This is a genomic window from Streptomyces sp. JH14 (assembly GCF_029428675.1).
Lineage (GTDB): Bacteria > Actinomycetota > Actinomycetes > Streptomycetales > Streptomycetaceae > Streptomyces.
In genome coordinates this window covers 4,098,629-4,113,166 of the sequence record NZ_JAJNEL010000001.1, presented here as the reverse complement: position 1 = coordinate 4,113,166, position 14,538 = coordinate 4,098,629, and the positions used below count along the sequence as shown (strand labels likewise).

10 protein-coding genes are annotated in these 14,538 nt (G+C 73.3%); 3 read left to right on the top strand and 7 right to left on the bottom strand.

Features of this window, described 5'->3' with window-relative positions:
* Positions 1–45: 45 nt before the first annotated feature.
* The 5 genes from LRD69_RS18575 to LRD69_RS18555 are packed head-to-tail and all read right to left on the bottom strand — an operon-like array spanning position 46 to position 7,351.
* Positions 46–1,242 carry an acyl-CoA dehydrogenase family protein gene (locus LRD69_RS18575; protein WP_277327704.1) on the bottom strand — a complete coding sequence of 399 codons (1,197 nt, stop codon included), beginning with the start codon at positions 1,240–1,242 and terminating at the stop codon, positions 46–48.
* Positions 1,239–3,188 carry a biotin carboxylase N-terminal domain-containing protein gene (locus tag LRD69_RS18570; RefSeq protein WP_277327703.1) on the bottom strand — a complete coding sequence of 650 codons (1,950 nt, stop codon included), beginning with the start codon at positions 3,186–3,188 and terminating at the stop codon, positions 1,239–1,241. The genes LRD69_RS18575 and LRD69_RS18570 overlap by 4 nt, the downstream gene beginning before the upstream one ends.
* 8 nt (positions 3,189–3,196) lie before the next feature.
* On the bottom strand, positions 3,197–4,795 hold the full coding sequence (locus LRD69_RS18565; RefSeq protein WP_277327702.1) for a carboxyl transferase domain-containing protein: 1,599 nt from the start codon (positions 4,793–4,795) through the stop codon (positions 3,197–3,199).
* A gap of 49 nt (positions 4,796–4,844) precedes the next feature.
* Complete coding sequence (locus tag LRD69_RS18560; RefSeq protein ID WP_277327701.1) at positions 4,845–6,560, bottom strand: acyclic terpene utilization AtuA family protein; 1,716 nt, start codon at positions 6,558–6,560, stop codon at positions 4,845–4,847.
* Positions 6,557–7,351 carry a TIGR03084 family metal-binding protein gene (locus tag LRD69_RS18555; protein ID WP_277327700.1) on the bottom strand — a complete coding sequence of 265 codons (795 nt, stop codon included), beginning with the start codon at positions 7,349–7,351 and terminating at the stop codon, positions 6,557–6,559. Before LRD69_RS18555 ends, LRD69_RS18560 begins: the two co-directional genes overlap by 4 nt.
* A 132-nt stretch (positions 7,352–7,483) precedes the next feature.
* On the opposite strand from LRD69_RS18555, the gene LRD69_RS18550 reads away from it, so the two are divergent.
* The gene (locus tag LRD69_RS18550; protein ID WP_277327699.1) at positions 7,484–8,227 is read left to right on the top strand and encodes an NUDIX domain-containing protein; all 744 of its coding nucleotides are present in this window, start codon (positions 7,484–7,486) and stop codon (positions 8,225–8,227) included.
* A gap of 28 nt (positions 8,228–8,255) precedes the next feature.
* Here LRD69_RS18550 and LRD69_RS18545 read toward each other — a convergent pair whose 3' ends face one another.
* Positions 8,256–9,233: an EamA family transporter gene (locus LRD69_RS18545; protein ID WP_277329781.1), complete on the bottom strand. Its 978-nt coding sequence runs from the start codon at positions 9,231–9,233 to the stop codon at positions 8,256–8,258.
* A gap of 162 nt (positions 9,234–9,395) precedes the next feature.
* Between LRD69_RS18545 and LRD69_RS18540 the strand changes: the two genes are divergently transcribed.
* Both LRD69_RS18540 and LRD69_RS18535 read left to right on the top strand, forming a co-directional pair.
* On the top strand, positions 9,396–10,298 hold the full coding sequence (locus LRD69_RS18540) for a LysR family transcriptional regulator (RefSeq protein ID WP_277327698.1): 903 nt from the start codon (positions 9,396–9,398) through the stop codon (positions 10,296–10,298).
* Between the two features lie 80 nt (positions 10,299–10,378).
* Positions 10,379–11,521, top strand: a complete 1,143-nt coding sequence (locus LRD69_RS18535) for a serine hydrolase domain-containing protein (RefSeq protein ID WP_277327697.1) — start codon at positions 10,379–10,381, stop codon at positions 11,519–11,521.
* 43 nt (positions 11,522–11,564) lie between these two features.
* On the opposite strand, the gene LRD69_RS18530 is transcribed toward LRD69_RS18535, so the two are convergent.
* The gene (locus LRD69_RS18530) at positions 11,565–14,390 is read right to left on the bottom strand and encodes an FAD-binding and (Fe-S)-binding domain-containing protein (protein ID WP_277327696.1); all 2,826 of its coding nucleotides are present in this window, start codon (positions 14,388–14,390) and stop codon (positions 11,565–11,567) included.
* Between the last annotated feature and the right edge of the window lie 148 nt (positions 14,391–14,538).

Below are 14,538 nucleotides of genomic sequence, written 5' to 3'. Positions count from 1 at the left end.
TGGTGGGTCCCTTCGATGCGGCGTGGAGGGACAGAGTCCCCCGAATCAGTACGACTTGGGGAGACCCAGGGACTGGTGGGAAACGTAGTTCAGGATCATCTCCCGGCTGACGGGTGCGATCCGGGCGACGCGGGAGGCGGTGATCAGGGACGCGATCCCGTATTCGCGGGTGAGGCCGTTGCCGCCGAGGGTGTGCACGGACTGGTCGACGGCTTTGACACACGCCTCGGCGGCGGCGTACTTCGCCATGTTGGCGGCCTCGCCCGCGCCGATGTCGTCGCCCTCGTCGTAGAGCCGGGCGGCCTTCTGCATCATCAGGCGCGCCAGTTCGAGTTCGATGTGGGCCTGGGCGAGCGGGTGGGCGATGGCCTGGTGGGAGCCGATGGGCTCCTTCCACACCTGCCGGGTCCGGGCGTACTCGACGGCGCGGCCGAGCGCGAACCGTCCCATACCGAGGGCGAACGCGGCGGTCATGATGCGTTCGGGGTTGAGTCCGGCGAAGAGCTGGAGGAGGCCCGCGTCCTCCTCTCCGACGAGCGCGTCGGCGGGCAGCCGCACGTCGTCCAGGACGAGTTCGAACTGCTTCTCCGGTGCCTGGAGTTCCATGTCGATCTGCGAGCGCTGAAATCCTGGGGCGTCGCGCGGGACGATGAAGAGGCAGGGCTTGAGCCTGCCGGTCCTGGCGTCCTCGGTGCGCCCGACGATGAGGGTGGCGTCGGCGATGTCGACGCCGGAGACGAACACCTTGCGCCCGGTGAGCAGCCAGCCTCCCCCACTCTCGGCTCCGCTCGAGCGGGAGGGGCCCCCTTCGTCGCGGCGGGCGGTGGTGGTGATGCGGTGGGAGTTGGATCCGGCGTCGGGCTCGGTGATGCCGAAGGCCATGGTGAGGGAGCCGTCCGCGAGGCCGGGGAGCCACTGCTGCTTCTGGGCGTCGGTGCCGAAGCGGGCGATGACGGTGCCGCAGATCGCCGGGGAGACGATCATCATGAGGAGCGGCGATCCGGCCGCCCCCAACTCCTCCAGCACTATGGAGAGTTCCACCATGCCGCCGCCTCCGCCGCCGCACTCCTCCGGGAGGTTGACCCCCAGGTAGCCGAGCTTGGCGGCTTCGGCCCACAGCTCGCGGGGATGGGCGCCGTCGCGGACGACGGAGGTCATGTAGTCGCGTCCGTACCGCTTTCCGAGTGCGGCGACGGCGGCGCGCAGGGCTTGTTGCTCTTCGGTTTCGAGGACGGTGCTCATGGGGTCGGTTCCTCCTGTGCGTCTTGCACGACGGCGAGCAGGGCGCCGACCTCCACCTGGAGGCCGGGTGCGACATGGAGCGCGGTGAGGGTGCCGGCGGCGGGAGCGAGGATGCGGTGTTCCATCTTCATCGCCTCCAGCCAGATCAGGGGCTGCCCGGCCCGGACGGCGGCGCCGGGTGCGAGGCCGTCGGCGAGCCGGACGACGGTGCCGGGCATGGGGGCGAGCAGGGAGCCGGGTTCGGTCCGCTCGGTGGGGTCGGTGAAGCGGGGCAGCTCGGTGAAGGTGTACGAGCCGGTGGCACCGTCCACGTACACCCGGTCGTGGTGGGTGGTGAGGCTGAAGTGGTGGGTGACGCCGTCGCCGGTCTCGACGGTGACGCTGTCGGGGGTGGCGGTGAGGATGCGGGCACCGTGGGCCTCGATCGCACCGGTGCGCGTGGTGCGGTAGGCGATCTCGTACGCGGCGCCGTCGGGTTCGCTGCGGTAGCGCTTGATCTGGTTCTGGGAGGGGACGTTGCGCCAGGCGCCGAAGCGGGACGTACCGGCCCCACCCGGGTGCCGGGCGGCTTGGGCGGCGGTCGCGGCGAGGGCCGCGAGGTGCCGGTCCGTGTCGTCGCCCGGAGTGCGGGTGAGGGCGGCCAGGTGGCGGTCGTAGAAGCCGGTGTCGGGGCGGGCCGCGGTGAAGTCGGGGTGGCGCAGGGACCGTACGAGCAGGTCGCGGTTGGTGACCGGGCCGTGGATGCGGGTGCGTTCCAGGGCGCGGGCGAGGAGCCGTACGGCCTGGGTGCGGGTGGGGGCGTGGGCGATGACCTTGGCGAGCATCGGGTCGTAGTGCATGCCGATGGTGTCGCCGCCGGTGTATCCGGTGTCGAGCCGCAGACCGGGTGCGTCGGGCACGTCCAGGGTGAGCAGTGGTCCGGTCTGCGGCTGCCAGCCGCGGGCCGGGTCCTCCGCGTAGAGCCGGGCCTCGACGGCGTGCCCCTGCGGGGCCGGGGGCACGTCGGACGGGAGCGGTTCGCCCTCCGCGACGGACAGTTGCAGGGCGACGAGGTCGAGTCCGAAGACGGCCTCGGTGACCGGGTGTTCCACTTGGAGGCGGGTGTTCATCTCCAGGAAGTACGGACGCCCATCGGCGGTGACAAGGAACTCGACGGTCCCCGCACCCCGGTATCCGACGGTGCGTGCGGCGGCGGTCGCCGCCTCGTGCAGCCGGGTGTGCAGCGCGTCGTCGAGGCCGGGTGCGGGGGCCTCCTCGATGACCTTCTGGTGGCGGCGCTGGAGCGAGCAGTCGCGGGTGCCGAGCGCCCAGACGGTCTCGTGCGCGTCGGCCATGATCTGGACCTCGACGTGCCGGCCGCGCTCGACGTACGGCTCGGCGAACACCTCGCCGTCCCCGAAGGCGTGGGCGGCTTCCGCCTCCGCGGCCTGCAACTCGCCTTTCAGGTCGGCCAGTTCCCGTACCACCCGCATGCCGCGTCCGCCGCCGCCCGCCGCGGCCTTCAGCAGCAGCGGCAGATCCGCGGTGGTCACCGTCGCCGGGTCGACGGGGGCGAGCAGCGGCACACCGGCGGCGGCCATCAGCTCCTTGGCGCGGGTCTTGGACGCCATGGCCTCGATGGCCTTGACCGGCGGTCCGACCCAGACGAGCCCGGCGTCCTGCACGGCCCGGGCGAACCCGGCGTTCTCGGAGAGGAAGCCGTAGCCGGGGTGCACGGCGTCGGCGCCCGCCGCGAGGGCCGCCCGTACGACGAGTTCACCGCGCAGATAGGTGTCGGCGGGCGCGGCCCCCGGCAGCCGTACGGCGGTGTCCGCCTCCCGCACGTGCAGCGCACCGGCGTCCGCGTCGGAGTACACGGCGACGGTGGCGATGCCCAGTTCCCGGCAGGTGCGGAAGATCCGGCAGGCGATCTCGCCCCGGTTGGCGACGAGCAGAGAAGTGATCACGTTCGTCCTCACATCCGGAAGATGCCGAAGCCGCCGCGGGCGCCCTCGACCGGTGCGGTATGGATCGCGGACAGGCACATCCCGAGGACGGTCCTGGTGTCGCGCGGGTCGATGACCCCGTCGTCGTACAGCCGCCCGGAGAGGAACATCGGCAGCGACTCGGTCTCGATCTGCTGCTCGACCATGGCCCGCAGCCCGGCGTCGGCCTCGTCGTCGTAGGGCCGTCCCTTCGCGGCGGCGGAGGCCCGGGCGACGAGGGACAGCACACCCGCGAGCTGCTGCGGCCCCATGACGGCGGACTTGCTGCCCGGCCAGGCGAACAGGAAGCGCGGGTCGTAGGCGCGCCCGCACATGCCGTAGTGCCCGGCCCCGTAGGAGGCGCCCATCAGCACGGAAAGGTGCGGGACCCGGGAGTTGGACACCGCGTTGATCATCATCGCGCCGTGCTTGATGATGCCGCCCTGCTCGTACTCCTTGCCGACCATGTAGCCGGTGGTGTTGTGCAGGAAGAGAAGGGGGATGTCGCGCTGGTTGGCGAGCTGGATGAACTGGGCGGCCTTCTGTGACTCCTCGCTGAACAGCACCCCCTGTGCGTTGGCGAGGATGCCGACGGGGTAGCCGTGCAGCCGGGCCCAGCCGGTGACGAGGCTTGTCCCGTACAGCGGTTTGAACGCGTCGAAGTCCGAGCCGTCGACGAGCCGGGCGATGACCTCGCGCGGGTCGAAGGGCACCTTCAGGTCCCCCGGCACGATCCCGAGCAGCTCGTCCTCGTCGTACTTCGGCGGCGCGGCGGGTTCCGGATCGGTGTGCGCCTTGCGCCAGTTGAGCCGTGCCACGATCCGCCGCGCCTGACGCAGCGCGTCGTGCTCGTCGACGGCGAAATGGTCGGCGAGACCGGAGGTGCGGGCGTGCATGTCGGCGCCGCCGAGGGACTCGTCGTCGCTCTCCTCGCCGGTCGCCATCTTCACCAGGGGCGGTCCGCCGAGGAAGACCTTCGACTGTTCCTTGATCATGACGGTGTGGTCGGACATCCCGGGGACGTACGCCCCGCCGGCCGTGGAGTTCCCGAACACCACCGCGACGGTCGGGATGCCGGCGGCGGAGAGCCGGGTGAGGTCCCGGAACAGTGCGCCGCCGGGGATGAAGATCTCCTTCTGGGACGGCAGATCGGCCCCGCCCGACTCGACCAGGCTGATGCAGGGCAGCCGGTTGGCGAAGGCGATCTCGTTGGCGCGCAGGGCCTTCTTCAGGGTCCAGGGGTTGGAGGCGCCGCCGCGTACCGTCGGATCGTTGGCGGTGATCAGGCACTCCACGCCCTCGACGACCCCGACGCCCGTGACGAGCGAGGCGCCCACGGCGTACTCGCTGCCCCAGGCGGCGAGCGGTGACAGCTCCAGGAACGGGGTGTCGGCGTCGACCAGCAGCTCGATCCGCTCCCGGGCGAGGAGCTTGCCGCGCGCCCGGTGCCGCTCGACGTACTTCTCGCCGCCGCCCGCGAGGGCCTTGGCGTGCTCGGTGGTGAGCTCGGCGAGCTTGTCGAGCATGGTGGCGCGGTTCGCGGCGTATTCGGGGCTCGCGGTGTCGAGCCCGGTGGGCAGGACGGTCATGCGTGGGCCTCCGGTGCGTCGGTGGTGTCGAGCCCGGTGGGCAGGACGGTCATGCGTGGGCCTCCGGTGCGTCGGTGGTGTCGAGCAGGGCGACGGGGACGGGCAGGTACCGGGAGCGCAGCCACTCCCCCACCGCCTTGGCCTGCGGATCGAACCGGGCCTGCGCGGCGACGCCCTCGCCGAGGAGGCCGTGGACGACGAAGTTGAGTGCGCGCAGGTTCGGCAGAACGTGCCGTACGACGGTCAGCCCGGCGGTCTCCGGCAGGAGTTCCCGCAACCGCTCGACGGTGAGCTCGTGGGCCAGCCAGCGCCAGGCGTCGTCCGTGCGGACCCAGACGCCGATGTTGGCGTCGCCGCCCTTGTCACCGCTGCGGGCCCCGGCGACACGGCCGAGCGGGGCGGACCGGGTGCTCCCGGCGGGCAGCGGCTCGGGAAGCGGCGGCGGCTCCACCGCATCGAGTTCCCTGGTCCGTGCGGGGGCGGGCACGCTCTCACGCTGCCCGGCCGGACCCACGGCGATGTGCTCGACCTCCGCCGCCGGCACGTATCTCGCCTCGAACACCCCGTAGGGCGCGCCCTTTCCGGGCGGGGCGGTGACATGGAAGCCCGGGTAGCTGCCGAGGGCCAGCTCGATCGCGGCCCCGGACACCGCCCTTCCGACCGTCTCCGGCTCCTGGTCGCGCACGACGAGCCGGAGCAGGGCGCTGGCGGTCTCCTCGGTGCCGGCGTCGGCCCTGTCGGTACGGGCCAGCTCCCACCGCACCTCGTCCGGCCTGCGCCCTGCCCGCGCGAACGCATCCGCGCACTGGTCCCGCACCAGCTGCGCCTTGGCCTCGATGTCGAGCCCGGTGAGGACGAAGACCACCTCGTTGCGCCAGCCGCCGAGCCGGGTGAGTCCGGCCTTGAGGGCGGGCGGCGGGGCCTCGCCGCGCACCCCGGAGATCCGCACGCGGTCCGGGCCGTCCTGGGTCAGCCGTACGGTGTCGAGCCGTGCGGTGACGTCCGGGCCGGCGTACCTGGCGCCCCCGGTCTCGTACAACAGCTGCGCGGTGACGGTCCCGACGTCGACGAAGCCGCCCGTGCCGTCGTGCTTGGTGATCACGGACGAGCCGTCGGCATGGATCTCGGCGAGCGGAAAGCCGGGGCGGCGGATGTCGTGGCCGCGGAAGAACGCGTAGTTGCCGCCGGTGGCCTGGGCGCCACACTCCAGGACGTGCCCGGCGACGACGGCCCCGGCAAGGGCGTCGTAATCGTCCGGGCCCCAGCCGAAGTGGGCGGCGGCGGGCCCGGTGACGAGCGCGGCGTCGGTGACCCGGCCGGTGACGACGACGTCGGCCCCCGCGCGCAGGCAGGCGGCGATTCCGTGGCCGCCGAGGTAGGCGTTGGCGGTGAGGAAGCCGTCGGGCACCGGCAGGCTGTCGCCCTCGACGTGCGCGACCCGGACCGGCACGCCCACCTTTCGGGCCAACTCCCGTACCGCGTCGGCCAGTCCGGCGGGGTTGAGCCCCCCGGCATTGGCGACGATCTTCACCCCTCGCTCATGGGCGAGGCCGAGTCCCTCCTCGAGCTGCTTGAGGAAGGTGGTGGCGTAGCCGCGCGACGGGTCCTTCAGCCGGCTCCGCCCGAGGATGAGCATGGTCAGCTCGGCGAGATAGTCACCGGTGAGGACGTCGAGGGGACCGTCGGTGAGCATCTCGCGCACGGCGTCGAAGCGGTCGCCGTAGAAACCGGAGGCGTTCCCGATCCGCAGCGGCGCGGCGGTCACCGGGCGCCGCCTGCCGGTGCGCGGCCGGGTCCGGGCGGGCCGGCGAAGGCCTGCGCGATGTCCAGCCAGCGGTCGGCGTCGGCCCCGACGGCACGTACGGCGAGGTCGTCGCGGTGGGCGCGCTGGGTGACGAGGAGGCAGAAGTCGTGCAGCGGCCCGGTGACGCGCTGCGCGGCGTCCTCAGGTCCGTACGCGATCACCTCGCCGCCCGGCGCGGTGAGTTCGACCCGGAATTCCTGGCCGGGCGGCTTGATCCCCCGGACGAAGAACGCGTAGTCACGGGCGCGCACCCCGATGCGGGCGACGTGCCGCAGCCGGGCGGCCGGTTCGCGTACGACACCGAGGGCGTCGGCGATGTCCTGCCCGTGCGCCCAGGTCTCCATCAGCCGCGCGGTCGCCATGGACGCGACGCTCATGGGCGGCCCGTACCAGGGGATGCGGGCGCCGGGCGGGGCGGCGCGCAGGACCTGCTGGAGCCGGTCGCGCCCGTCGCGCCAGCGCCGGAGCAGCGCCTGCGGCGCCGTCGCCACGATCTCCTCGGCGGCCCGGTCGACGAAGGTGCCGGGGTCGGCCTGCGCCTTGGCGGCCTCCGCCGCGAAGGCGTCCGGGTCGGTGACGGCGAGCAGGGCGACCTCGTCGGTCCAGGTCAGATGGGCGATCTGATGGGCGACGGTCCAGCGTTCGGCGGGGGTCGGACCGGCCCACTGTGCCGCAGTCAACTCAGCGACGATCACGTCGAGTTCGTTGCTCTCGCTGCGCAGATCGTCGAGCACGGCTGCAGCATCGGACACGGTGCGCTCCCCTCGGGGCCGGCGGTGTGCCGAGGAGCATGTCAGCGGACCGTGAAACAAGCAAGCATGCTTGCATTGTTTGATACATTCGACTCCCCGGCCGGGCCGGGTCCCGGCTGCTAGCCTCCGCCGATGACTGACGAACCTCGCACCGCGGGCGTGCGTTTCGACGACAACAAGCTTGTCCTGGAGGAGCATCGGGACGAGGGCGGCCTCTACTACGCGTTTCCGGGCGCCGCCCCGAGCGCCTTTCCGGACACCCTCGCGGACGGCCGGACCGCCGCCGGCCGGCCGGTCGCGCTGCCGCTGCCCGAGGCGCTGCACGCCCGGATCCGCCCCATCGGCACGGCGGAGAGCGTCCTGCGCGCCTGGTCCCAGGGGGCTTCCCCGCAGGACACGGCCGCCCTTGACGACCCGACGGCAGTCGCCCCGACCCGGGTCCGCGGCGGTGCGATCGTCATCCGCGACGCGCGGATGCTGCTGATCCGCTTCGAGCAGGACGAGGGCTCCCACTACGAGATCCCGGGCGGCGGCGTCGAGGCCGGTGAGACACCGGAAGCGGCGGCGGTCCGCGAACTCCGGGAGGAGACCGGCCTGCACGGAACGGTCGTACGTGAGGTGGCCCGGATCTGGCGGGGCGGCACCCGGGGCCACTACTTCACGATGGAGACCGAGGGCGAGGTCGGCGCCCCGGAGACCCTGGACAACTACGGCGGCGCCCCGGTCTGGGTCCCGGTCTCCGCGCTGCCGTCCACCCCCCTCTGGCCCCGGCGGCTGTCGTGGCGGATCGCCCACTGGCACGGTTCCGCCTGGCCGGTGCCTCCGGTGGAGCTGGCGGATTCGATCTGGGACCTGGACGCGGCCTGCGCGTGGTGACGGATCGAGCGGGCCGGCGGGACGGCCCTCAGGCGTTCGCCCTCAGGCGCCGGTCGCCGGCCACCTGGCTGCGGACGGCTCCCATGCTCGCCCCGATGACCAGGGCGATCGCCAGCGCGTCGGTGGCGGTCAGCGCCTGGTCGAGGATGAGGAAGCCGGCCGTCGCCGCGATGGCCGGTTCCAGGCTCATCAGTACGGCGAACGTGGGCGCGGGAAGCCGGCGCAGCGCCATCAGCTCCAGGGTGTACGGGAGTACGGAGCTCAGCATCGCCACCGCCGCACCCATGGCCACCGTCGACGGCACGGCGAGTTTCGCGCCCGATTCCACGAGGCCCAGCGGCAGCGACAGCACCGCGGCGACCACCATCGCCAGAGCCAGTCCGTCGGCCTGCGGGAAGCGGCGGCCGGTGCGGGCGCTGAAGACGATGTACGTCGCCCACATCGCGCCGGCGCCGAGGGCGAACGCGGCGCCGAGGGGGTCGAGGCGGTCGAAGCCACCGCCGCCCAGCAGGAACACCCCGCCCAGTGCGAGCCCCGCCCAGACGAGGTTGACCAGGCGGCGGGAGGCGATCACCGAGAGCGCCAGCGGGCCGAGCACCTCCAGCGTGACCGCCACGCCCAGCGGAATACGGTCGAGCGCCTGGTAGAAGAGCATGTTCATGGCACCCATGGCGACGCCGAACGCGACCACCGTCCCCCAGTCGGCCCGCGAGTGGCCGCGCAGCTTCGGACGGCAGACGGCCATCAGGACGACCGCGGCGACCGCCAGCCGGAGCGTGACCACCCCGAGTGCACCGGCCTTCGGCATCAGGAGCGCCGCGACCGCCGAGCCGAACTGCACGGAGAGTCCGCCCGCGACCACCAGCGCCACCGGGGCGAGGGCCGCCCTGCGGCCACCCTGACGCCGTCCCGGAGGAACGGGGCCCGCCGCGTCCAGGGCCGACACCGCCTCCGGCAGGGCGACGGCTGCTGCGGCCGGCTCCGCGGTACTGCGCTGGTCGTTCACGTGGCGGCCTTCGTCCTCGATGAGCTGAGCGGAATGGAGTGCACTGTGTTGCACTTGCCAATTTAAGATACTGCACTGTCGGCGTGCGGCCCGCCTCTTCACCGTAGAGACCTGCGCGCGGCGCGTGAAATGCCGCGTGCGCTCCCGTTATGCTCCCCACGCATGAGCACAGGACAGGACTCGGTCCACGGCTCCGGACGCCCCGTCGAGCTGCGTCATCTCCGCGCCTTCCTCGCCGTCGCCGATGCGGGCAACGTCACCCGCGCCGCAGCCGCGCTCGGGCTCACCCAGCCCGCCGTCTCCCGCACCCTCGCCGCCCTGGAGCAGCACCTCGGAGTCCGGCTCGTGGACCGCTCCACCCACCACCTCGCCCTCACCCCCGAGGGCGTCGTCTTCCGGGACAAGGCCGCCGCCGCGGTGGCCGCCTTCGACGAGGCGGTCGACTCCGGCGGCCTGCGCCACTGGCCGCTGCGGCTCGGGCACGCCTGGTCCGCGCTCGGCCCGTACACCACACCGCTGCTCCGCAGCTGGCAGGAGAGGTACCCGCAGACGCCCCTCGAACTGCTGCGGATCGACGACCGCACGGCCGGGCTCACCCGCGGCGAGGTCGACGCGGCGCTCCTGCGCGGGCCCGTCGACACGCCGGGACTGGTCACCGAGGTGCTGTTCGACGAGGACCGGGTGGCCGCGGTGACGGCGGACGGGCCGCTCGCCGTGCACCGCACGCTCCGTCTCGCCGATCTCGCGGACGGCACCATCGTCCTCAACACCGTCTCCGGCACCACCACCGTCGACCTGTGGCCGCCGCACGCCCGCCCCGCCGCCACGCTCACGGTCGCCAACACCGACGACTGGCTGACCGCCATCGCCGCCGGCCGCGGCTCCGGGGTGTCGGCCGCCTCCACCGCCGGCATGCATCCGCACGCCGGGGTCGCCTACCGTCCGCTGGTCGACGCCCCGACCGTCCCGCTGCTGCTCGCCCGGCGTGACGCACCCGGCCATCCGGCGCTGCCGAAACTCGCCGCGCTGGCCCGCGAGATCATCGGGGAGGACCTCTCCGGGTGAGGGAATTTCCTTGCCCCGCCGTGGAGTTGGGGTGCGGTGAGGGCCGAGCGGAGGCCGGCCGCCATCCGGGGGGGATCACCATGACGAACGACATCACCGTGCACGGAACCGTCGCACCCGGCTTCGAAGGTGTACGGGGCACGTACGCCGCCGTGCTCGCCGAGGACACCACCGAACCCGGGTCCCAGCTCGCGGTGCTGCTGCACGGCCGCACGGTCGTCGACCTCTGGGCCGGGGACGGGATCGAGGCGGATTCGCTGCCGGCCGTGTTCTCGTCCACCAAGGGCGCCGCCCACCTGGTCGTCGCGCTGCTGGTCCAGGACGGCGTCCTGGACCTGGACCGCACGGTCGCTTCCTACTGGCCCGAGTTCGCCGCGGAGGGCAAGGGCGAGCTGACCCTGCGGGAGCTGCTCGCGCACGCCTCCGGGGTGATCGGGGTGGAGGGCGGTTTCTCGGACGAGGAGCTGGCCGACGACCGGTTGCTCGCGGCCCGGCTGGCGGGGCAGAAGCCGTTCTGGAAGCCCGGCACGGCGTACGGGTACCACGGCGTGGTGATCGCGGCCCTCACCGGCGAGGTGGTGCGGCGGGCGACCGGGCGGTCGATCCAGGAACTCTTCGAGGAGCGGATCAGGGTTCCCTATGGACTGGACCTCTACCTGGGGCAGCCCGCGTCGCTCGAACCCCGCTACGTCCCCGCCCGGCCCATGGCACCCACTGCGGAGCAGGCGGCCGCGCTGGCGCTCGCTCCGGTCGAACCGGCGAGCCTCAGGGCTGTCGCCTTCAACTACCCGACCGATCTGACCGCCTGGATCAACACCCCGTCCGTGCGGGCGCTCGGCCCGGCCTCGGTGGGCGGCGTGGGCTCGGCGCGCGGGCTGGCCGGGATGTACGCGGCCGCCATCTCGCACGTGGACGGCCGGGCCCCGCTGCTCGGGGCGCGGACGCTGGCCGAGTTCGCCCGCCTGCACGCCGCCGGCACCGACCTGGTGACCGACGAGAAGGACCACTTCGGGCTCGGCTTCGAGCGGCCGTCGGTCCGGTACCCGTCGTTGGGTGAGGGGGCGTTCGGGCACTGCGGCGCCGCGGGGTCGCAGGCGTTCGCCGATCCGGCGGCCGGGGTGGCGTACGGGTACACACGCCGCCGGTACGCCTTCCCGGGCGGGGCGGCTCCGGAGAACGAGCGGTTGGTGGCAGCGGTGGTGCGGGCGGTGGAGGGGAGCTGATCGCTCCCCGCCACGCCTCTTCCCGAGCCCGGGCCCCCGCTGCTCACTCGCCGCGGGGGCCCGCGGTGTCGTCGACGGGGCCACACCCCTCCGCCAGCAGTTCCGCCAGGTGTCTCCCCCGCACACCCGCCAGCTGTGCCAGCTGGGTGCGGCAGGAGAAGCCGTCCGCAAGGACCTCCGTGCCGGGTTCCGCGTCCCGTACCGAAGGCAGCAGCTGCTCCTCCGCACAGGCCACCGACACCCCCCAGTGGCCCCGTTCGAAACCGAAGTTCCCCGCAAGTCCGCAGCAGCCGCCGCTCAGTTCTCCTGTCAGTCCGGCGCGTTCGCGCAGCCGCCGTTCCGCCGCGTCGCCGAGGACCGCGTGCTGGTGGCAGTGCGTCTGGCCGACGACGGGGCGGTCCAGGCGCGGGGGCTGCCAGTCGGGGGCGTACTCCTCCAGGTACTGCGCCAAGGTGCGTACGGAGGCGGCGAGTTCGGTGGCGCGGGGGTCGTCGGGGAGGAGTTCCGGCAGGTCGGTACGGAGGGTGGCGGCGCAGCTCGGCTCCAGGACGACGAGCGGATCGCCGAGGGAGGGCCCCATCCGGTCCAGGGTGCGGCGCATGACCGTGCGCGCCTTGTCCAGCTGGCCCGTCGACACATAGGTGAGGCCGCAGCACACGCCCCGCCCGAGGAGGACGGGCGTACGGCCCGCCGCCTCCAGGACCCGGACCGCCGCCCTGCCGACCTCCGGCGACAGATGGTCGGTGAAGGTGTCCGGCCAGACGGTCACCACCCGGTCGCTCGGCAGGGTCAGCGGTCTGCGCCTGCCGGCCCACCGGGTGAACGTCTCCCCCGCCAGTACCGGAATCGTCCGCTCCGGTGCGATGCCTGCCAGCCGCTTCGCGAGGGCGGCGAGCGGGCGGACGCGGGCCAGTGCGTTCAGCGCCCCCGCGAACGGCGAGGCGAGCCGCAGCCACTGCGGCAGCCGGCCCATCGCATAGTGGGCCGCGGGGCGCAGCCGCCCGCGGTAGTGGTGGTGCAGGAACTCCGCCTTGTACGTGGCCATGTCCACGCCCACCGGGCAGTCGCTCCGACACCCCTTGCAGGACAGGCAGAGGTCGAGCGCACCGCGCACCTCCTCGCTGCGCCAGCCGTCCGTGACGACCTCGCCGGCGAGCATCTCGTGCAGCAGCCGCGCCCGGCCGCGGGTGGAGTGGGCCTCCTCGCCGGTCGCCCGGAACGACGGGCACATCACGTCCGTGCCCGTCGGCCGCGCCGTCCGGCACTTGCCGACGCCGACACACCGCCGTACGGCCGCCGAGAAGTCGCCGCCGTCGTCCGGGTAGCCGAAGGTGACGTCCACCGGGCGTTTCGGCAGGACGTCGAAGCGGAGGTTCTCGTCGAGGCGGGCGGGTCGGGCGAGTACGCCGGGGTTCATCCCGCCGTACGGGTCCCAGGCGTCCTTGAACTGCCCGAAGAGCGCGACGAGTTCGTCCCCGTACATGCGGGAGAGCAGTTCGGCCCGCGCCAGCCCGTCGCCGTGCTCTCCGCTCAGCGAGCCGCCGTGCGCGACGACGAGCGCCGCCAGCTCCTCGGAGAAGCGGCGGAAGCGGGCCACGCCGTCACCGCTCAGCAGGTCGAAGTCGATGCGTACGTGGATGCAGCCGTCGCCGAAGTGCCCGTACGGGGTGCCGCGCAGCCCGTGCTCGGCGAGCAGGGACCGGAAGTCGCGCAGATAGGGGCCGAGGCGGGCGGGCGGTACGGCGCAGTCCTCCCAGCCGGGCCAGGCCTCACTGCCGTCGGGCATCCGGGTCGCGGTGCCGGACGCGTCCTCCCGGATGCGCCACAGGGCCCGCTGACCGGCCGGGTCGGTGACGACGGCCGCGTCCACGGCGTCGGCCGCCCGCAGGATGCGCTCGGCGTGTGCCCGCGCATCGGGCGGGGTGGCGCCGCCGGTCTCGACCAAGAGCCAGGCTCCGCCGCGCGGCAGGCCGGCCGGTTCACGCACGAGGTCGGCGGCCATGCCCTCGACGGTCAGGGGGTGGTACGGGAGGAGGCCGGGGGCGGCTTCGGCGGCCGCGGACTCGTCGGCGTACCCGAGTACCGCGAGCGCGCGGGCGCTGGGCACCTCGACCAGCCGGACGGTCGCCTCCGTCACCACGCCGAGCGTGCCCTCGCTGCCGCAGAAGGCGCGGACGAGGTCCGGGCCGCGCTCCGGGAGCAGGGCGTCGAGGGCGTATCCCGAGATGCGGCGCGGGAGTTCCGGGAATCCGGTGCGCAGGAGGGCGAGGTGACCGGCGGCCAGTTCGCGGAGGCCGGTGGGGGCACCGTCCCAGCCGCCGCGTCCGGTCAGCCCGATCGTGTCGCCGCCGTAGCGGGCGACGGTCAGCGCCTCGACGTTGTCGGCGGTGGTGCCCCAGGCCACCGAGTGCGAGCCGCAGGAGTTGTTGCCGATCATCCCGCCGAGCGTGCAGCGGCTGTGCGTGGACGGGTCGGGGCCGAAGGTGAGGCCGTGCGGTGCGGCGGCCGCGCGCAGGTCGTCCAGGACCACGCCCGGCTGGACGACGGCCGTACGGGACGCGGCGTCCAGCTCGACGACCGACCGGAGGTGACGGGTGAGGTCGAGGACCACACCGGTGCCGGTGGCCTGCCCCGCGATGGACGTGCCGCCGCCGCGCGGCACGACGGGGACCTCGTGTGCGCGGCAGACGGCGAGCGCGGCGGCGACGTCGTCGGCGTCGCGCGGGGCGACGACGCCGAGCGGCACACGGCGGTAGTTGGAGGCGTCCATCGTCATCAGTGCCCGCGCGGCGGCGTCGAACTCCACCTCTCCGCGCACGGCGCTGGAGAGGGCTCGCGCAAGGGAGGTCCGGTCCTGCTCGTCAGCCATGTGCCCAGGATGCCGCCGATCGGGCCGCGGCCCGGCCGCCGGAGCCGTCCGCCCCCCGCGTTTCCCCCGAATACGTCAGTACGTCGGAATTCGTCGGGCCCACGGTCACATACACAACAGAGAACACCACAAGCGCTTCACAAACAGA